This is a genomic window from Bilophila wadsworthia ATCC 49260, assembly GCF_000701705.1.
In the GTDB taxonomy this organism is placed as follows: domain Bacteria; phylum Desulfobacterota; class Desulfovibrionia; order Desulfovibrionales; family Desulfovibrionaceae; genus Bilophila; species Bilophila wadsworthia.
In genome coordinates this window covers 79,983-98,260 of sequence record NZ_JNJP01000001.1, presented here as the reverse complement: position 1 = coordinate 98,260, position 18,278 = coordinate 79,983, and the positions used below count along the sequence as shown (strand labels likewise).

17 protein-coding genes and 1 pseudogene are annotated in these 18,278 nt (G+C 55.6%); 11 read left to right on the top strand and 7 right to left on the bottom strand.

Annotated elements, in window-relative coordinates:
• Positions 1-12 precede the first annotated feature (12 nt).
• Positions 13-597 carry a pyruvoyl-dependent arginine decarboxylase gene (locus T370_RS0100455; RefSeq protein ID WP_005026470.1) on the bottom strand — a complete coding sequence of 195 codons (585 nt, stop codon included), beginning with the start codon at positions 595-597 and terminating at the stop codon, positions 13-15.
• Positions 598-1,293: 696 nt separating this feature from the next.
• Between T370_RS0100455 and T370_RS0100450 the strand changes: the two genes are divergently transcribed.
• From T370_RS0100450 to T370_RS0100400, 11 genes are all read left to right on the top strand, one after another.
• Complete coding sequence (locus tag T370_RS0100450) at positions 1,294-2,466, top strand: ABC transporter substrate-binding protein (protein WP_051643704.1); 1,173 nt, start codon at positions 1,294-1,296, stop codon at positions 2,464-2,466.
• The gene (locus T370_RS0100445; protein WP_248604178.1) at positions 2,451-3,509 is read left to right on the top strand and encodes a FecCD family ABC transporter permease; all 1,059 of its coding nucleotides are present in this window, start codon (positions 2,451-2,453) and stop codon (positions 3,507-3,509) included. The genes T370_RS0100450 and T370_RS0100445 overlap by 16 nt, the downstream gene beginning before the upstream one ends.
• 1 nt (position 3,510) lies before the next feature.
• A complete protein-coding gene (locus tag T370_RS0100440) occupies positions 3,511-4,269 on the top strand; it encodes an ABC transporter ATP-binding protein (RefSeq protein WP_005026476.1) in 759 nt (252 codons plus the stop codon).
• Positions 4,266-5,027, top strand: coding sequence for a class I SAM-dependent methyltransferase (locus tag T370_RS0100435; RefSeq protein ID WP_029434361.1), 762 nt, complete (start codon positions 4,266-4,268; stop codon positions 5,025-5,027). The genes T370_RS0100440 and T370_RS0100435 overlap by 4 nt, the downstream gene beginning before the upstream one ends.
• 7 nt (positions 5,028-5,034) lie before the next feature.
• Positions 5,035-5,781 (top strand): class I SAM-dependent methyltransferase, encoded by a 747-nt coding sequence (locus T370_RS0100430; RefSeq protein WP_005026481.1) that lies wholly within the window; start codon positions 5,035-5,037, stop codon positions 5,779-5,781.
• 425 nt (positions 5,782-6,206) lie between these two features.
• On the top strand, positions 6,207-7,781 hold the full coding sequence (gene nikA, locus T370_RS0100425) for a nickel ABC transporter substrate-binding protein (RefSeq protein WP_248604177.1): 1,575 nt from the start codon (positions 6,207-6,209) through the stop codon (positions 7,779-7,781).
• A 57-nt stretch (positions 7,782-7,838) separates the two neighbouring features.
• Positions 7,839-8,768: a nickel/cobalt ABC transporter permease gene (gene opp1B / locus T370_RS0100420; RefSeq protein ID WP_029434359.1), complete on the top strand. Its 930-nt coding sequence runs from the start codon at positions 7,839-7,841 to the stop codon at positions 8,766-8,768.
• Position 8,769: 1 nt separating this feature from the next.
• Complete coding sequence (gene opp1C, locus T370_RS0100415; RefSeq protein ID WP_029434358.1) at positions 8,770-9,609, top strand: nickel/cobalt ABC transporter permease; 840 nt, start codon at positions 8,770-8,772, stop codon at positions 9,607-9,609.
• On the top strand, positions 9,606-10,412 hold the full coding sequence (locus T370_RS0100410; RefSeq protein ID WP_029434357.1) for an ABC transporter ATP-binding protein: 807 nt from the start codon (positions 9,606-9,608) through the stop codon (positions 10,410-10,412). Before opp1C ends, T370_RS0100410 begins: the two co-directional genes overlap by 4 nt.
• Positions 10,403-11,194 carry an ABC transporter ATP-binding protein gene (locus T370_RS0100405; protein ID WP_029434356.1) on the top strand — a complete coding sequence of 264 codons (792 nt, stop codon included), beginning with the start codon at positions 10,403-10,405 and terminating at the stop codon, positions 11,192-11,194. The genes T370_RS0100410 and T370_RS0100405 overlap by 10 nt, the downstream gene beginning before the upstream one ends.
• 77 nt (positions 11,195-11,271) lie before the next feature.
• Positions 11,272-12,696, top strand: a complete 1,425-nt coding sequence (locus T370_RS0100400) for an outer membrane homotrimeric porin (RefSeq protein WP_029434355.1) — start codon at positions 11,272-11,274, stop codon at positions 12,694-12,696.
• Between the two features lie 93 nt (positions 12,697-12,789).
• On the opposite strand, the gene hypB is transcribed toward T370_RS0100400, so the two are convergent.
• The 6 genes and pseudogenes from hypB to T370_RS22510 all read right to left on the bottom strand — a co-directional run bounded on the left by hypB (position 12,790) and on the right by T370_RS22510 (position 18,144).
• Positions 12,790-13,458 carry a hydrogenase nickel incorporation protein HypB gene (gene hypB / locus T370_RS0100395; RefSeq protein ID WP_029434354.1) on the bottom strand — a complete coding sequence of 223 codons (669 nt, stop codon included), beginning with the start codon at positions 13,456-13,458 and terminating at the stop codon, positions 12,790-12,792.
• A 12-nt stretch (positions 13,459-13,470) separates the two neighbouring features.
• Entirely contained in the window at positions 13,471-13,824 is a 354-nt protein-coding gene (locus T370_RS0100390; RefSeq protein WP_029434353.1) for a hydrogenase maturation nickel metallochaperone HypA/HybF, read from the bottom strand.
• A gap of 207 nt (positions 13,825-14,031) precedes the next feature.
• Positions 14,032-15,330 (bottom strand): [FeFe] hydrogenase H-cluster maturation GTPase HydF, encoded by a 1,299-nt coding sequence (hydF, locus tag T370_RS0100385; protein WP_029434352.1) that lies wholly within the window; start codon positions 15,328-15,330, stop codon positions 14,032-14,034.
• Between the two features lies 1 nt (position 15,331).
• Positions 15,332-16,122, bottom strand: a pseudogene (locus tag T370_RS24020) (radical SAM protein).
• 80 nt (positions 16,123-16,202) lie between these two features.
• Complete coding sequence (locus T370_RS0100380) at positions 16,203-16,730, bottom strand: hypothetical protein (protein WP_029434351.1); 528 nt, start codon at positions 16,728-16,730, stop codon at positions 16,203-16,205.
• Positions 16,731-16,743: 13 nt separating this feature from the next.
• Positions 16,744-18,144 (bottom strand): radical SAM protein, encoded by a 1,401-nt coding sequence (locus T370_RS22510; protein WP_248604175.1) that lies wholly within the window; start codon positions 18,142-18,144, stop codon positions 16,744-16,746.
• Positions 18,145-18,278: the final 134 nt, after the last annotated feature.

Here is an 18,278-nt window from a genome sequence, read left to right as displayed (position 1 = left end):
GGGATGACAAAGCTAGCGTTTCACAGGATCAGCAAACTCGAAGTTGAGGAACCCCATAACGGTCAGGCAATATCCATAAGGCTTGGTGAGGTTCAGGTAATTATGCCAGAATTGGAACTCGCTGTGTTGTTCCACCCCGCGCAGGCTCAGCTCATGCTTGAGAGACTTGTTCAACCACATTTCGGCATGAGCCTTAGCGATATCGTCGTCGATCCAAGTGGGGAAGTATTCGACATATTCCGCCGCCCATCCCCCGATGAGTTCGCCCTGTTTGTTTTTTCCCCAGCAGATGCCCAGCCCGGTGGCAATGGCGCGGTGTTCTTCCAATCTGGCCCCATTAGCGGCCATAATGACCTCAAGCACGGCACCGTGTTTGAAGGAAGAAGCCACGGAATCGACAGGAACAATGTTGTTGTACAGTTCTTTCGGCAGTACGGAAGTATAAGGAATGATATTGAAATTTTCGATTTTAGCCTGCATCAGCGCCGAGTCGTAGCAAAACGTCTCAAATGGTTGTGGGGGAATGCCATCCTCTGCTTCTCCCACGCCTCCGGAAATAAACGCCAATGTAGGGTATCTTGTTCCAAGAGTAGTCATTTACGTTCTCCTATCGTTACAGGTTTCGCTTTCTCCACATCAATGCAGAAAAGCATACGATTTAAAAAATCGTAGCACGAGTTATTCGTAAATGATTTTCTCAAGTTATACTGTTGATACTCATCCCTGTTCGTTAGAGTGAGCTCGCTGGAATATGATGATGTACAGATTTCCTAGGGTGCGGAACCAGTGATTCCCGGTTCCCTTTCGCATCACCGTTTTTTGTCCCTGATCAAGCATGGCTACACCTTGGCACTGTGTGGTTTGGCTAGCTCCTGATGCGCCTGTTGGGATACTGCTTTCATAGTGCCTTATAAAAAAGAGGAACCCACCGATTGTATTGGTAGGTTCCTCTGTGGTTCTGTTTCCTGAAGAATACGGTGTTATGACGCACTGAGCAAAAACGGTTCTTTTCAAGGCTAATCCCAAGCCTGCATGAGTACGATGGGAAAACGGAACCGCTCATCAGGAGCGGTAAACGGATGACGTCGATAAACAGCATTCGCACAGTGCGGTATTGCTGCCCATACTGTGACCTTCTGGGGTTGCGCAAGAACTCTCCGTTCGTCCCGCGGAGGCTTGAACCGCATTTCATTTAAGGGAATATTTATAAATATAGTGTAATTGAATTCATTCCCTCTTGACACATAATACTTTTTTTATAAACGTGTTACTTATTCCAGCAAGGAGGGGTTCATGATGCACATTTGGGGAAGGCTCTCCCGTGTGATGATGGCTTGCGCGCTGTCGGTTCTTTTTTTGGGGGGTACCGGAAAAACGATTTGGGCTGCTCCGGCGATTTCCTTTACCGATATTGCTGGGCGCGAGGTCCAGCTGGATAAACTCCCCAAGACGTTCGTCGTCGCAAACTACATCGCCAATTTTTTGATGGTCGGCGGAGCGGGGAGTCTGGATAAGGTTGTAGGCATGACGTTCGACGGTTGGGAGGAAACCCGGTACGGCGAGTATGTCGTCTATACTGAAACATTTCCTAAACTGAAAGCTATCCCGAGTATCGGCGGATATCACGACAACATCCTCGACTCTGAAAAAATACTGTCTCTTCGGCCTGATGTTTTGTTGATAGGGCGCTCTCAGTTTGCGGACAACAACCAGAAAATCGACATATTTGAGAAGGCCGGCATCAAGGTTGTAGTCCTTGATTACCATGCCATGAAGGTGGAGAACCACACGAAGAGTACGATGATCCTCGGCCAGCTTCTCGACAGGGAAGCTGTGGCCAAGGAACAATGCGATGTCTACGCCTCCGCGCTTGAAGACGTGTATAGGAAGGTTGCCGCGCTCCCTGATTCCGCCAAGCACAAGACGGTTTACATGGAATTGGGGAACAAGGGCATTGGAGAGTATGGGAACAGCTATAATAAGGATGTACTCTGGGGCGCGATCCTGAAAAACCTTGGAGCCGACAATCTGGCTGAGAATGCCACCCAGCCCTATGCGCCGCTGGATACGGAATTCGTACTTGCATCCAATCCCCAGCTTATCGTCATCGGCGGCGGTATTTGGCGAAACAACGCCGAGGGTGACCAGATGAGCATGGGGCTGACCATCGACGAGGCCACTGCGCAGAAGCGGCTGAAGGGCTTTGCCGCGCGTCCGGCTTGGAAGAATCTCGCTGCGGTCAAGTCTGGAGAGATATATGCCGTGGATCACGGCAGCCTCCGGAACATGATCGACTATACGTTGACACTGTACCTCGCCAAGATCCTCTATCCCAACACCTTCCAAGAAGTGGATCCGATGGGCGATATGCGCGCGTTCTATGCCAAGTATCTCCCTGAACTGAAGTTCGACGGAACCTTTATGATCAAATGGAACCTTTATGATCAAATGTGCACGTTAGCATGAAGGGTGAAGGTATGCCTTCCGGCAATGCACATATGTACAGGCAGCTGAACGGAAGGCGTCTGTTGACTGGTATGGTGCTCGCCATCCTGACGCTAGGCCTCATCGTCGTTGATCTCGGCATGGGGTCTTCCGGCATCGGTCCCGGTGAAGTCGTCGATGCCCTGCTTGGCGGGCCGGACGGTGATACGGCGAATACGGCCATCTTGTGGTCCATCCGCTTGCCCATGACGCTGACCTGTGTTTTTGTGGGAGGCTCGCTCAGCCTTGCCGGTCTGCAAATCCAGACCATTACCAACAACGCTCTGGCGAGCCCCTATACTCTCGGCATTACGGCAAGCGCCAGTTTTGGAGCGGCCATAGCCATTACGTTGGGGCTTTCCGTGGCGGGGTACCTCTGGATCGGGACGGCACTGCTCGCACTCGTATTCGCGCTTGCCGTCTCCCTCCTCATTTTCTATTTGGGGCGCCTGAAGGGGATGTCCACGAGTACGCTGATCCTTTCGGGGATCATCATGAATTTCTTCTTTCAGGCGTTGCAGCAGTACCTGCAATACCGTGCCTCCCCGGAGATCGCGCAGATCATTTCCGGGTGGACCTTCGGGAACCTGCAACGTTCGTCGTGGATGAGCGTCGTCGTAAGTGGTTGTTTATTGGTAATGGGTGCGGCGCTCCTGTCCGGCTGGTCTTGGCGTCTCACCGTACTGACGACGGGTGAGGAGCGGGCGCGGAGCCTGGGGATCAATGTGGAGAGGTTACGCCTGCATGTCTTTCTGATCTGTTCATTTCTCATTGCCGGTGCCGTTGGTTTTATCGGTACGGTGGCCTTTGTCGGGCTTGTCGCTCCGCATTGTGCGAAGCTCATGTTAGGTGAGGATCAGCGGTATCTGCTTCCCAGCGCGACGATCCTTGGCGGCCTTATGCTGCTTGCGTCCTCGATTGTTTCAAAGCTGCTTTCTGGCGGCTCCATGCTCCCGGTGGGCATTATCACGTCCATTGTAGGCGTTCCGTTTTTGTTCGTTTTGCTCATGAAAAACGGGAGGTGACATGCTGACTTTATCTATTCAGAACCTGTCCGTACATTTTTCGGGAAACCACGTCATCAATGATGTATCCGCAACGCTGCATGGCGGAGAAATGGTGGCGGTGGTTGGCCGAAACGGCGTGGGTAAGACCACACTGATCAAGGCCATCGCGCGGCTGATCAAACGTTCCGGTGACGTGGCCTTGTACGACGATAAAGGCAACCTTTTTTCGGATCGGGACATTGCGTATGTTCCACAGCTCGAATCCGTTACCAGCCGCTTGACGGCCTTTGAAATGGTTCTCCTCGGCCTGGTCAAGGATCTCAGATGGAAAGTGACCGACGAGCAAATCGAAAAAGTGGCGGACACGCTGGCGGAACTTGGGCTTGACAGTCTGAGCCGGAAGCCGGTGTGCAGCCTGAGCGGCGGGCAAAAGCAGCTTGTGTTCATGGCGCAGGCGTTCGTGTCGCGGCCCAAGGTCTTGCTGCTGGACGAACCCACGAGTGCGCTCGATCTGCGCCACCAGCTCGTCGTCATGGATTTGGCCCGGAAATACACGCGGGAAAACGGGGCGATTACACTTTTTGTCGTGCATGATCTCATGTTGGCGTCGCGATACAGCAGCCGCTTGCTCATGCTTCACGAGGGGCGGATCAAGGCCTTTGATACGGCCGAACGGGTGCTGCACCCGCACTTGCTTGGCGACGTCTACGACGTGGAGGCGAGCGTCGAGCGGACGCGCCCCGGTTTTTTGAATGTCATTCCCGTGAGGCCGTTGTGAATAGGTGCCGCCTGGAAACGATCCGGGCCTACTGGTCGGGCAGGGTAGCGGCCTATTCCGCCGTCAATGCGGATGAACTTGGTACTATTCAGGCCAAGGTATGGGATGAACTGATCGCGGAGCAGCTTCCGTGGAAGCACCCTCTGCGTATCCTCGATGCGGGTTGCGGGCCCGGCTTTTTCTCCATCCTGATGGCTCGCCGGGGACATGAGATTACGGGGGTGGACTACAGCGAAGCCATGATCGAGTGTGCCCGGGAGAACGTCGAAAACCATTCCCCGGAAGCAAGCGCCTACTTTTCCCAGATGGATGCCCAAAACCTGACATTTGAGGATGATACGTTTGATGTCGTCTTGAGCCGCAACCTTACATGGAATCTGGAACACCCGGACAGGGCGTATGCGGAGTGGCTGCGCGTCCTCAGGCCCGGTGGCGTCCTCCTGAATTTCGATGCGAACTGGCACGCTCATCTGTTCGACCCGGAGCTTGCCCGGCTGTATGCGGAAGATGCCCAAACGCTGCGTGCTATGGGGTATGCCGTGGAGGATGAACACGGAGACCCGATCATGGACGAGCTGATCCCGCAGCTGCCGCTCAGCCGTGAACAGCGCCCCGGGTGGGACAAGGCCTGCCTGGAACGGCTCGGTTGCCGCGGCGTGCTTGTCAGGGCGGCTCTGCCTCCAGACATCATGAACGATTACTACCGGATTCGGTACACCCATATCCCGATGTTCCTCGTACGGGGCATCAAGCAGTGAGAAGGCCATGACGGAATTGGAAGCGATACGGCGTTACTGGAATACGCGGGCGGAAGGGTACTCCCTGAAGACTGCGTATGATCTTCAACATGCGGAAAAAGTCTGGCTGGAGCGTCTGCGTCCGTTTGTACTTGCGTCCGGCAAATTAGACATTTTGGACATAGGATGCGGGCCAGGATTCTTTTCCATCCTGCTGGCCCGGCTGGGGCATTCCGTGGTCGCCTTCGACTATACGGAAGGGATGCTGGAGCGCGCCTCTCGGAATGCCGCCGAAGCTGACGTCTCTATTGTTGTGCGGCAAGGCGACGCGCAGGACCTTCCGTTTCCGGATGAAACGTTCGATCTGATCGTGTCCCGCAATCTGATGTGGAACCTCGAACACCCGGAATCAGCCTATGCGGAATGGCTGCGCGTACTCAGACCGGGAGGGCGCCTCGTCAATTTTGACGGCAATCATTACCGCCACCTCTACAGCGAACCCTATGCGGAGGAGTTGAAACAGCCTGACTATACGGATGGCCACAATCCGGACTTCATGCTCGGGGTCGATCCCGCCCCGATCCATGCCATTGCCGCGAACCTGCCTTTGAGCAGAGTCGACCGTCCGCAGTGGGATGTGGAAACGCTCCTCAAACTGGGGGCACGCAATGTGACGGTTGACGTGGAACGAAAACATTTCGTAGACGGCACGGGACAGCCCGTATCCATTATCAAGCGCTTCATGGTATCAGCCCAAAAAGAAGAACAGCAGTGAGATAACGTATCTTTTTCTCTTTTGGATTGATTGGGGACCTTGGTCCTTTGGCTGGGATCTCATTTGGGCCGGGAGCGCCATTCATCAAAATATACTGATTGCAATTTGCTGGGCTGTATTACTGATACGGAAAAAGAGCGGCATATCCTATTGTTGGGTTAGGGCACATTACCCTTTGGGGTTGGTTTCATTTTCGGTAGGGTGGGACTTACTGGTTGAAGCCGCCCCAACTCCCTATCCCATATCTTTGGTAATCATTGCCGTACACTCCCCAACAGTGTTACGAAATAAAAAAAAATACTACCAAGAGGCAACGCAGCGTTTCTTGGCTGGACAATATTGGCCCTCGAAGTGCCATTCATTGCGGAACAGGTGAAGCAAAAAAGCTTTATAGCTCACGTTGTAAACGGAGAGGAATCATGTTCATGGGAAAACTGTTTGTCGTGGTTATCGCACTCTTGGGGCTTGCGGGGTGCTCGCGGGAGGAGCCGCCCTCCAAAGCCGAAGCGCCTCGTACGGAACTGGCGTACGCGAGCACAAAGGATATTCGAAACATCAACCCTCATCTGTATTCCGGTGAGATGGCGGCGCAAAACATGGTGTTCGAACCGCTGGTCGTCAATACGAAGGAGGGCGTCAAACCCTGGCTCGCGGAAAGCTGGGAAATCTCCCCGGATGGGAAGGAATACACCTTCCATCTCCGGAAAGATGTTGCCTTCACGGATGGAACGCCTTTCAACGCCGAGGCCGTCAAAGCGAATATGGACGCCATAGTGAGCAACCTTCCCCGGCACGCGTGGCTGGACATGGTCAACGAAATCGACCGCAATGAGGCCGTTGACGAATATACCTACAAGCTGGTGCTCAAGCATCCCTACTACCCTACGCTGGTAGAGCTGGGGCTGACCCGGCCTTTCCGTTTCATCTCTCCGAAATGTTTCATTGATGGCGAAACCAAGAACGGCGTGTCCGGCTATGTCGGCACGGGGCCGTGGGTTCTGACCGAGCACAAGGACAAGCAGTATGCCGTGTTCACGCGAAATGAACGCTATTGGGGGCCTAAGCCAGCTTTGGAGAGCGTACGCTGGAAGGTTATGCCGGACCATCAGACTATTCTGCTCGCACTCCAGAAGGGGGAAATCGATCTTATTTTCGGTTCCGACGGTGACATGCTGAATCTCGACGCGTTTGCCGCGTTGCAAAAGGAAGGCACGTACAAGACGGAGATCAGCGACCCCGTCGCCTCCCGGGCCATTCTTCTGAACGCGCATCAGCCGATTACCAGGGACATCAACGTGCGCAAGGCGTTCCAGCACGCCATAGACAAGAAGGCCATTGCCGACGGTATACTTAACGGTTCGGAAACGATAGCCGACACGTTGATGGCCAAGACCGTTCCTTATTGCGACGTTGATCTTCCGGTACGCTCCTACGACGTTGTGAAAGCCAATGAATTGATGGAGAAGGCTGGCTGGAGCATGGGCAAGGACGGGTACCGTTACAAGGACGGCAAGAAGTGCGCCGTCACTATCTACTATAATTCCAACAATTCGCAGGAACGGACCATCAGCGAATACATGCAGAACGATCTCAAGAAGATCGGCGTGGAACTCAAGATCGTGGGCGAGGAAAAGCAGGCGTTTCTGGATCGGCAGCGCACCGGCGAATTCGACCTGCAATACTCCCTGTCGTGGGGTACACCGTATGATCCGCAGTCGTATCTGTCTTCTTGGCGCATTCCCGCCCACGGGGATTATCAGGCGCAGGTCGGGTTGGAGCGTAAGGAATGGCTGGACAAGACAATCACCGCGCTCATGATCGAGCCGAATGAGGATACCCGTAAGAATACGTACAAGGAATTGCTGGCGTATATCCATGAACAGGGCGTGTACGTGCCTCTGAGCTATTCGCGTACCAAGGCCGTGCATGTCCCGGCTCTCAAGGGGGTTACGTTCTGTACCTCCCAGTACGAAATCCCCTTTGAAAGGATGTCGTTCTAGCAGACTGGCCCGGGAGACGCGTCTCCCGGGCCGCTTGTGATGCTTAAGGAGTTTCGTATGGGGAGTTATCTTTTTCGTCGCCTGCTCAACCTCATCCCCATCCTTATTGGGATTTCGTTTCTGTCTTTCGTGCTGATCAATCTGAGCCCCAGCGACCCTGCGGAAGTGGCCGTGCGTGTCAATGAAGTCACTCCCACGGAAGAGGTGCTCGCGGAAACCCGTGCAAAGTTCGGCCTGGATAAACCTTTTTTGACGCGTTATGTGGCTTGGCTGAACAACTCCTTGCATGGGGATTTCGGCAATCGTTATGTGGACGACAAACCCGTACTTGGTGAAATCCAAAAGGCGCTGCCCGCGACCCTCGTTCTTGCCGGAGCGGCTCTGTGCCTGACGCTTGTGTGCAGTCTCTCCGCCGGGATCGTCTGTGCGTTGTATGAAGGAACCTTTCTCGACCGGCTCATCCGTGGCGGTGTCTTTCTTGGTACGGCCATGCCCAGTTTCTGGGCCGGGCTTCTCCTCATGTGGCTGTTTGCCGTCAAACTTGATCTCGTTCCGACGAGCGGGATGGACGGTCCCAGCTCCGTCCTTTTACCTGCGGTCACGTTGTCCCTTGCATATATCGCCACCTATACGCGGCTTATCCGCGCCAACATGATTCAGAATAAGCAGGAAAACTACATTCTCTACGCACGGGTACGCGGTTTGCCCGAGCGCTCGATCACCCGCCATATGTTTAAGAATTCGCTTCAGGCTTCGCTGACCGCACTGGGTATGTCGCTGCCCAAGCTTATAGCCGGAACCTTTGTCGTGGAAAGCATTTTCGCATGGCCCGGCATCGGAAGGCTTTGCGTGGCGGCGATCTTCAACCGTGATTTTCCCGTCATCCAGGCCTATGTGCTGATCATGGCGGTTCTTTTTGTAGTCGGTAACGTATTGGTGGATATCCTGAGCGCTGCCGTCGATCCCCGGTTGAGGAAGGAATTCTAGCATGTCCCCGTGGATTCGTCTGCAAAGAGACAGGCTGGCGCTGGCCTGCATGGGGTTCTTGGGGGGTGTTCTTGTATTGGGCCTCCTCGCTCCCATACTTCCCTTGTCCGATCCGACGCTTATCGACGTCGGGGACAAGTTCGCGCCGTGGAGCTGGCATCATCCCTTTGGGACGGATCAGCTTGGGCGCGACGTCCTTTCGCGTCTTGTCTACGGCATACGCGCGACGGTGTTTCTGTCCTTGCTCACTATGGCCATAACTTCCGCGTTGGGGGCGTGCGTCGGCCTTGTTTCCGGTTTTTTCCGCAACCGTATCGACGATGTGCTTATGCGCATATGCGACGTCATGATGTCCTTCCCCAGCGAGGTCATGATTCTCGCTATTGTGGGCATGACGGGCCCGGGCCTGGAAAACGTGGTCATCGCCAACGTGGTGGCCAAGTGGCCGTGGTATGCGCGTATGGTCCGTTCCATCGTCCGGCAGTATTCGGACAAGGACTATATCCGGTTTGCCAAGGTCGCTGGCGGATCATCCATCAGGATCATGATGCGGCATCTGTTGCCCGGCACAGCCGGCGAACTCTTTGTCCTGACGACGCTGGATACGGGAAGCGTGATCCTGATGATTTCAGCATTGTCTTTCCTCGGGTTGGGCGTGCAGCCCCCCACCCCGGAGTGGGGCATGATGCTCAATGAGGCGAAGGAGGTCATGACCCTGTATCCGTTGCAGATGATCCCGGCTGGCATGGCCATTCTGTTGGTTGTGGCGGCATTCAATTTTTTAGGCGACAGCCTGCGTGACGCCTTTGATCCCAAACACGCGGGCAGGGAACGTTCATGAGCTTACTTGAAGTGCGGGATTTGACTGTCCGAGACTCCCTTACTGGGGCGCTGATCGTACGGGATGTGCATTTTTGCCTTGAACCGGGAACATGCTTTGGCGTCGTTGGGGAAAGCGGCAGCGGCAAATCGCTGACGTGCCTGGCGCTGTTGGGACTGGCGCCTCCTTCCTTGCGGGTTTCCGGCAGTGTCCGTTTCGGCGGCATCGACCTCTTGCAGGCAGGTCGGGAAACCGTGCGCGGCATCCGCGGCAAGCGAATCGCCATGATAGTCCAGCAACCGATGACGGCGTTCGATCCTCTTTACTCCATGGGGGCGCAGCTTCTTGAAACACTCCGGGTGACGACATCGGCTTTTTCGGAAAAGGAGAGCAGGGGACGCATCGTTGAGGCTCTGGAGATGATGCACATCCACAATCCGTTGGATGTGCTCAAGAAATATCCGTACCAGCTTTCCGGAGGCATGTTGCAGCGGTGTATGATCGCGGTGGCGTTGCTTCAACGCCCCGATATCATCATTGCCGATGAGCCCACAACGGCGCTGGACTCCATGAACCAGCGGGAGGTTGTGGCACAATTCCATTGGATCCGGGAACGGTTCGGGAGCAGCCTGATTTTGGTTTCCCATGATCTTGGCGTCGTCCGCCAGCTCGCGCAGGAAGTCTTGGTCATGAAGGACGGCGTCGGCGTCGAATACGGCGGAGCGGAGCTTTTCTCCGCTCCACGGCATCCCTATACGCGTTATCTCGTGGACACGAGAGCCACGTTGTCCAAAGCCTTCGAGAGGGTGATGCAATGTCGGTAGCACATCGGGAAACGCCGTTGCTTGAGGTCCGCAATGTCTCCAAAAGCTATCCGGTATCGGGAGGCTTTTGGAGGAAAAAACGGCAGCCGGTCCTCAGAGACGTGAACCTCACACTGTCCGAAGGCTCTTCCGTAGGGCTCATCGGCGAAAGCGGCGGGGGGAAAAGCACGCTCGGAAGGCTGATCCTTGGCTTGGAACAGCCGGACAGTGGGCAGGTATTCTTGGAAGGCCGCTCTGTTCAGGTATGGAGCAAGGAACATCCTGGGCAAATGAGCGTTGTGTTCCAGGACTATACATCCTCCGCCAACCCGAGATTCACGGTGGAGGAACTCATCAGAGAGCCGTTGGATATCTTGCGGCTGGACGCGTCATGCGCAATCCCGGAACTGCTTGAGCGGGTCGGGCTCCCGAAGGCGCTGCGGAACCGTTATCCCCACGAGTTGAGCGGTGGGCAGCTCCAGCGGGTGTGCATCGCGCGAGCCATAGCGACCAAGCCCCGTTTCATCGTATTCGACGAGGCCGTGAGCTCGCTTGACGTGTCCGTACAGGCGCAAGTGCTGGAACTGCTGTTGGAGCTGAAGGGGGACATGACCTACCTGTTCATTGCCCATGATGTTCAGGCCGTCACCTACTTATGTGATCATATTATGTTTCTTCATGAGGGGACCATCGCGGAATCCTTGGAGAAGGAGCACCTGGCAAGGGCATCCAGCGGATATGCACAACGGCTCCTTCAATCCGTTATCCCCTTTAACCCTGACGCTTGCGTCGCAACAGTATAAGGCTCCGCCATGAATTCCTCCGCACCGTGCTTGGGGGGAGAGCCCATCGTATAACCTTTGACGCTAGAGAGGTGATGATGAAACGTGCAATGATGTTGTTCCTTGCGGCGGGCCTTCTTTTAAGTATGACGAGCGGGGCGCGGGCGGCTGACGTGAATATTAAGGGACAATGGCAAAACGGTTTTTCCTGGGCTGATCGCAACCCCCTCAAATCAGCGAATGCTTCTGTCGATAGATTCAAGGCTTCCACACGGTTGCGCACGCAGATCGATATCGTGGCTTCCGATTCGCTCAAGGGCGTCGTCTTTTTTGAAGTGGGCCATCAAAACTGGGGAACAAATGATGCCGCCCTCGGAACGGACGGTAAGGTCGTCAAGGTGCGCTATAGTTATGTCGACTGGAATATCCCGGAGACGGACGCAAAAGTCCGCATGGGCCTTCAGCTCTTCGACATTGCGACATTTGCGGTACCGTACGCGGCATTCATGACCGACGGTGCCGGGATCTCGCTTTCCGGAAATTTCACTGAAAACGTGGGGGCCACGCTTTTTTGGGTTCGTGCGTACAATAACGATGAACGTACTGTTTCCGTATATGACAAGGACAACACGTTGCTGTATACATACAACAGCCACGATGCGATGGACGTCATCGGGCTGGCGGTTCCGGTGCAGTTCGATGGCATCAGGATGAACCCCTTCGGAATGTACAGCGCGATCGGTAAAGACACCCGTTTCGGTGCCGGTGCGAACAACAAGACCGGAGTCGCCAGCGGATTGCTTCCCGTTGGCACCGGGAAGGTTGTCGCCGACTCCAAAGACAATCACGGCAACGCATGGTGGGGCGGCCTTTCCGCTGAAATGACGTTGTTCAGCCCGCTCAGGGTCGCCGTAGATGGTGTTTACGGAAAGGTGGATATGGGGAAAACGGGCAATCAAGATCTGAAGCGCGCGGGCTGGTATGCCGCCCTGGCAGCTGAATGCAAAACGGATTTTGTCACACCCGGCCTTACGTTCTGGTACGCTTCCGGTGATGACGCGAACGCGCTTGACGGTTCCGAACGTATGCCCGTCATCGATACTGACGTGGCGTTGACCTCTTTCGGATATGACGGCGGGATGTATAACCGTTCCAGCACGTTTAACGGAACGGATATCAGCGGCAGCTGGGGGATCATGGCGGAGTTGAAGGATATTTCCTTTATTGAAGCTTTGAGTCACGCGTTCCGCGTCGCGATGGTCAAAGGCACGAACAATACGGAAATGGTACGCGGCGGGGTGGTCGCTCGTGACGCAATGGCTACTGTCGGCAATAATATGTACCTCACCACCAAAGACAAACTGTGGGAAGTCAATTTTGATTCCCAATACAAGCTGTACGAGGGGCTTACCCTCGCCTTTGAGCTTGGGTATATCTATCTCGATGCCGATAAGGAGCTCTGGAATGATTTATACAAGGAAAACAATTTCCAGGCAGCTTTTAGCGTAAACTACAAGTTCTAGCTCCAACCTTCCTGAAATGAAAAGGTATGCATGGATACTGGGTACCGTGCATACCTTTTCAGACAAGAAATGTTCAGACGAAGAACATGCGTCTTATTCGTTTGGTGCGCTGCGTTTGGCGCGGACAGCCTGACGGAGCCAGTCATACCATTCTTCAAGCCCGTCACCCGTACGGCAGGATATTTTAAAGACGGGGAGAGCGGCATTAAGATGGCGGGCATGTCGCGCGGCGGTTTCCATGTCAAAATCCAGATAGGGAAGCAGGTCGATTTTATTCAGGATCATGGCACTGGCACGGTTGAAGAGAAACGGGTACTTTTCGGGCTTATCGTCGCCTTCGGGGAGGCTGAGGAGGGCGATCTTGGCATCCTCGCCACAATCGAACTCCACAGGGCAGACAAGATTTCCCACGTTTTCAATGAACAAGATATCGATTTCGCTCAGGTCGAGCGCCCCCAACGCTTCCATGACAAGATTGCTGTCGAGATGACAGCCGCCTTCCGTGTTGATCTGCACAGCCTGAGCTCCGGTGGCGGCTACACGTTGGGCGTCGTTGTCCGTTTGGAGATCGCCTTCGATAACGGCCATGCGGAACTCGGGGGAAAGATCCGCAAGCGTCCGTTCGAGTAGGGAAGTCTTTCCCGCGCCGGGGGAACTGATGAGGTTCAAGGTAAGAATGCCGTGCCTGGCGAAATGTTCCTTCAGACGTGCCGACAGTTTTTCGTTGGCTTCAAGAACGTTGCGAATAACTGGTATTTCCATGAGATAACTCCTTTATCCCGCTTCCATGCTCTGGATATAGAGTTCCCGTCCCGCTCCTATGGAGTGCCCTTGTTCTTCTCCACAGAAAGGGCACGGTGCCGAAAAACGTTTCTGCCGAGCGGGAGAAAAGATTTGTCCGCATCGAGAACACTTGAGCGAGAGGGGGATTTCTTCGGCTTGCAACACAGCCCCTTCCCAATCCGTTCCTGCCGTAAGAGCCTCGAACGCGACGGACAGTGCTTCCGGAACGATGTTCGCCAGAGCGCCGTACCGTGCGCGTACTTGCAACAGACGGTGCAGAGCGTGCCGTTCCATCTCCTCGCGAATGATGGATAACAAGCTTGTAACAAGAGACATTTCGTGCATAAGAAAACTTTAATTGGCTTCCCTGAACAGGTTTCGCAATTACTGGGGAAACGGCGGCCTTGAGTATGTGTAAAAACAGGGGCTCCAGCGTGTACGCTGAAACGGGGCGAAGGGGCTTCCGTGCCCACCGGGTGGAATCATATGGTATCTTTGTTTTTTTCAGAAGAATCCAGACGGCATGTCCTTCCACCCGCAACAGTCCCGGCCTCATCGGGGGCCAATGAAAATGTATCCTCTCCAGCCGGATTCCTTATTTGTTTTTGATTGAGCGTCATGACACGTTTCATGGGCCAGCTCGCAGGCGGCGAGGGCATCGGGGAATGGTGTTAGCACCCGTTTGAGTACGCCCTGCGTGAAGGAAATGGCGACGCCGTAGTTCGTCATGGGGATGCCTCTGCTTTGAGCGGAGCGCAGGCGGCCGAGCATTTGCCGCCGCGTGAGTGTACACCCGCCGCAATGGACGATGAGATCGTATGATCCGGGACAGTCCGTAAGGGATTTGCCCGCACACATGTCAAAGCGCAGCTCTCCGCCCGCATACTGCTGGAGCAGGCGGGGAATCTTGATCCGCCCTATATCGTCCTGTTGCGGGTGGTGGGAACAGGCCTCCATCATGAGCACGCTGTCGCCGGGCTTGAGGTTCCCAATGGCGGCGGCCCCGGCGGCGAGGAGCGGCAGATCTCCCTTGAGGCGGGCCATCAGGATCGAGAAGGTCGTCAAAGGGACGGACTGCGGCGTCTCCAGCGCCACGCGGCGCACCACCTGCGAATCGCAGACCACCAGAGCCGGCGGTTCCTTCAGGCAGGCGAAGGCCGCCCCGAGTTCTCCTTCCGTCACCACAAGGCATAACTTGTGTCCATCAAGGGCATCCCGGATGGTTTGCACTTGCGGCAAAATGAGCCGGCCCTTCGGCGCGCCGGAATCGATGGGGACGACGAGGATGACGACTCCCTTCTCGGGAAGCAGATCCGCCACTAGCTGTGCTTCGTGAAGCGATTCGCCAGGCGACAGCCGAACCAGTTCGCGGCGGATCGTTTCGAGGCCTTCGCCCGTTTTCGCGGAAGCGCGTACCATGGGGAGGCCCCTCATGGCATCGGGTAGGCGATCCTTGGAAGCAACGGACGACTCCGTTTTGTTCATGACCACAAGGAACGGAATTGCCTGCTCCCTGAGCCTGCTCACGATGGTTTCTTCGTAGTGACCCCAGACGTTTTCCGCCGTCACCACCAAAGCCATGTCCGTTCGAGGCAATACGGCAAGCGTGCGTTCCGTGCGCTGTCTCCCGAGTTCGCCCTCATCGTCCAATCCCGCCGTATCCAGAAAAACGACTGGCCCCAGCGGGGCGAATTCCAACGTCTTTTCCACCGGATCCGTGGTCGTTCCCGGCGTATCGGATACGATGGACACGGATTGTGCGGCCAACGCGTTGAGCAGCGATGATTTACCCACATTCCGCCGACCCAAAAGGCCGATGTGCAACCTGAGGCCCTTAGGCGCATCCAGCATGTCACCCCTCCCTGTGTAGAGAATGGGTGCGCCCCGCCGATTCGATGACCTGACGGGCCTCATCCATACTGACTCGATGTTTGTTGTCATAAATACAGTAGTCTTCCCGGTGGGCCGCCGGCGTGAAACCGGGCATGAGCACATTGCCGCCGGCGAGCAGGCCCTCCCGTTGCCCTGAAACGGGATCAAGCGACGCCAAAGCCGTTGTCGCGGGGAGATTGGACCACGGCAGAGCGATGCGCAGTACGGCCATGACCCGCAAATTTCATAGCCGGCCCGCCGCAGGCGTTGCAGCGCATCCACCCGTTGCGCGAGCGTGTATCCGGGATGCAGGGCAGCGTACAGGGATGCATCCGCCGTTTCATGCTTCAGAAGGAAGCGGGATGCGCCCGCCTCCTTCCACAGCGCGTAGGAAGCAGTGGGCTGCTCTCCGACACTCAGGGTAACGGCCACGGGGAACCGTGTGCGGAGAGCATCCACCATATGGGCGATACGTTGCGGCTCATCATGGACCTCGCCGGATTGCAGGACGAGAGTGTCCACGCCGAAAGCCACGGCCCGCTCCGCCGCCTCGACAATTTGAGCCTCGTCAAGACGGTAACGTTTCAGGGACGGATTCGCCGAACGCAGGCCGCAGTATCGGCAGTTCCGTTCGCAACGGTTCGAGAATTCGATCAGGCCTCGGACAAAGACATGCTCTCCCTTTTCCCGGGCCCGCACCTCGTCGGCGCGCTCACGCAGAGTCTCGTACGGCGTTTCGAAAAGCAGTTTCAGAATATCGTTCCGTTGCATACCCTTTCTCCTGCCTTCAATCCATCGTTCAACACCCGTTCCTGCGGGAAAGGCAATCGGCAAAGCATCCGGCGCATGGGTTACATGCCGTTTTTGGCGAAGGATTTCATCGCGTTGGTGACCGTTATCTTGTCTCCGAAATGACAGGACCCGATGCAAGGATGGGCAATACAGTTCTGGCACGCGTCGGTCACATTGTATCGTGCGGGAATGCATCCCTGACAGGCCGTATCGCATACGGTCAGGATTGGGGCCGAAGGCTGTTCCCGTTCCAAGGCCTTTTCAGCATACACGGACAGAGGCGTGGAGTCGTCTTCCTCGTCTTCAAGCCGGAATCCGAGCGCGGCCATGACCTGAAAGCGCAATATGGCGCGATCCTTATAAATACAGCATCGGCTTGGTCTCGTATTTTTGGGACGCATGACAAAGGGGATGCGTTCCACGCTGTTGCCGAAATCCGCATAGTGGAGAAAGGACTCGGCGATCCGTCTGAGCACTTCACGACGCAATACGTTGATATGGTTCCGTTCCACCATGTATTTCATTCCCTGACGGGACGGCTCCCGGCTCAGGGATTGCCCGATCCGGAAGCCGTCCGCTCTGTTCATTGTAAGAAGGTTCCTAACAGCAGACGTCCCTGCGGCCGTCCCGCACCTTGGCGAGCAGGTTTTCGGAAACCTTCCGGATCCTGCCGTCCATACCGTCCAACGCCGCCGCAATGGCGCGCTCCCCGGCCTCCCGCGCTTCGTGTGTGCCGTAGTCGAGAAGATACTCCTCAAAGGTGGACAGGGCGTTGGGCGCGCATTTTTCCTTGATGAGGCCCGGTTTCGCCAGACCCATGAAATCGTTGCCGGTACGGCCGAGACGATAACAGCCGGTGCAGAAAGAGGGAATGAATTTGTGCTGTCCGAGATCGGCAATCACTTCCGCGAGGGAGCGGTGATCGCCAAGCTGAAATTGTGCCGCCTCGAACTGGCTGGATTCCTGATAGCCACCCGGATTGGTACGGCTGCCCGCCGAAATCTGGGAAACGCCGAGTTCCAGCGTCCGCTGCCGGATAGCCGGTTTTTCCCGAGTGGACATGATAATGCCCGTGTACGGCACGGCAAGGCGCAATATGGCGACAAGCTTGAGAAAATTTTGATCGTTCAAGGTGTACGGCGGCCGGGAGGCCAAATCCGACCCGATGGCCGGTTCGATGCGGCACGCTGATGGTATGACAGCCGACCCCAAACCGCTCCTCAAGATGCGCGATGTGGGCCATGAGCTCCAACGTCTCGAACCGCTAGTCATATAGCCCGTAGAGCAGCCCCATGCCCACGTCGTCGATGCCCGCCTGCATGGCACGGTCGAATACGATGCCCGCCAGTCAAGGTCCTTCTTGGGCCCGGCAAGGTGAACCCTGCCGTAGGTCGGCCGATGGTAGGTTTCCTGAAAAAGCTGGAACGTACCGATGTTCCGTTCCTTCAGGCGGCGGAAATCCTCTACGGACAGGGGGGCGAGGTTCACGTTCACCCGGCGAATGCGGCTGCCATTCTCTTCCGCACCGTAAATCGCGTCAATGAATTCCAGTACATAATCAATACCGCTTCCGGGATACGCCTCGCCAGCCACCATGAGTACGCGCTTATGCCCCTGCCGGAGCAGGATCTTTGTTTCCTGCCAGATCTCGTCCGGATTCAATGCCCGGCGGATCGCCTCTTTATTGGATCGTCGGAATGCGCAGTACAGGCACTCATTGGAACAGAGGTTGGAGATGTACAGAGGAGCAAAAAGGACAATCCTGTTTCCGTAGATCTCTTCCTTCACGGATTTGGCCGTATGAAACAGTTCGTCCAGTAAATCCTGTGAGTGAACGGCCATGAGACCGGCCACGTCCTCAAGCGAGAGCCCCGACAATGAACGGGCTTTATCCAGTACGTCCCAGACATGCTGCCGATCTTCGGCCTGATGTTTTTCCAAAAGCCCTTCAAGCGCAGACTTGTGGAGCCAAACCGCCTTCGTATCCGCCGCATGTTCCATTCCTTCCTTCGGCGGCAAACCGTGCCGTCGACGTTCAGTTATACGGTTATCGCTGGATAAGCTTGAAGAAACGACCTGATAGGCCTGTTGGCCGATGGTATAAAAACGAATCAGTGACATGGAGCGCATTGCTG

Coding starts and splice junctions, on each gene's coding strand:
- T370_RS0100455 (WP_005026470.1), bottom strand. CDS start 597: ATGACTACTCTTGGAACAAGATACCCTACATTGGCGTTTATTTCCGGA.
- T370_RS0100450 (WP_051643704.1), top strand. CDS start 1,294: ATGATGCACATTTGGGGAAGGCTCTCCCGTGTGATGATGGCTTGCGCG.
- T370_RS0100440 (WP_005026476.1), top strand. CDS start 3,511: ATGCTGACTTTATCTATTCAGAACCTGTCCGTACATTTTTCGGGAAAC.
- T370_RS0100430 (WP_005026481.1), top strand. CDS start 5,035: ATGACGGAATTGGAAGCGATACGGCGTTACTGGAATACGCGGGCGGAA.
- nikA (WP_248604177.1), top strand. CDS start 6,207: ATGGGAAAACTGTTTGTCGTGGTTATCGCACTCTTGGGGCTTGCGGGG.
- opp1B (WP_029434359.1), top strand. CDS start 7,839: ATGGGGAGTTATCTTTTTCGTCGCCTGCTCAACCTCATCCCCATCCTT.
- opp1C (WP_029434358.1), top strand. CDS start 8,770: ATGTCCCCGTGGATTCGTCTGCAAAGAGACAGGCTGGCGCTGGCCTGC.
- T370_RS0100410 (WP_029434357.1), top strand. CDS start 9,606: ATGAGCTTACTTGAAGTGCGGGATTTGACTGTCCGAGACTCCCTTACT.
- T370_RS0100405 (WP_029434356.1), top strand. CDS start 10,403: ATGTCGGTAGCACATCGGGAAACGCCGTTGCTTGAGGTCCGCAATGTC.
- T370_RS0100400 (WP_029434355.1), top strand. CDS start 11,272: ATGAAACGTGCAATGATGTTGTTCCTTGCGGCGGGCCTTCTTTTAAGT.
- hypB (WP_029434354.1), bottom strand. CDS start 13,458: ATGGAAATACCAGTTATTCGCAACGTTCTTGAAGCCAACGAAAAACTG.
- T370_RS0100390 (WP_029434353.1), bottom strand. CDS start 13,824: ATGCACGAAATGTCTCTTGTTACAAGCTTGTTATCCATCATTCGCGAG.
- hydF (WP_029434352.1), bottom strand. CDS start 15,330: ATGCTGGATGCGCCTAAGGGCCTCAGGTTGCACATCGGCCTTTTGGGT.
- T370_RS0100380 (WP_029434351.1), bottom strand. CDS start 16,730: ATGAACAGAGCGGACGGCTTCCGGATCGGGCAATCCCTGAGCCGGGAG.
- T370_RS22510 (WP_248604175.1), bottom strand. CDS start 18,144: ATGGAACATGCGGCGGATACGAAGGCGGTTTGGCTCCACAAGTCTGCG.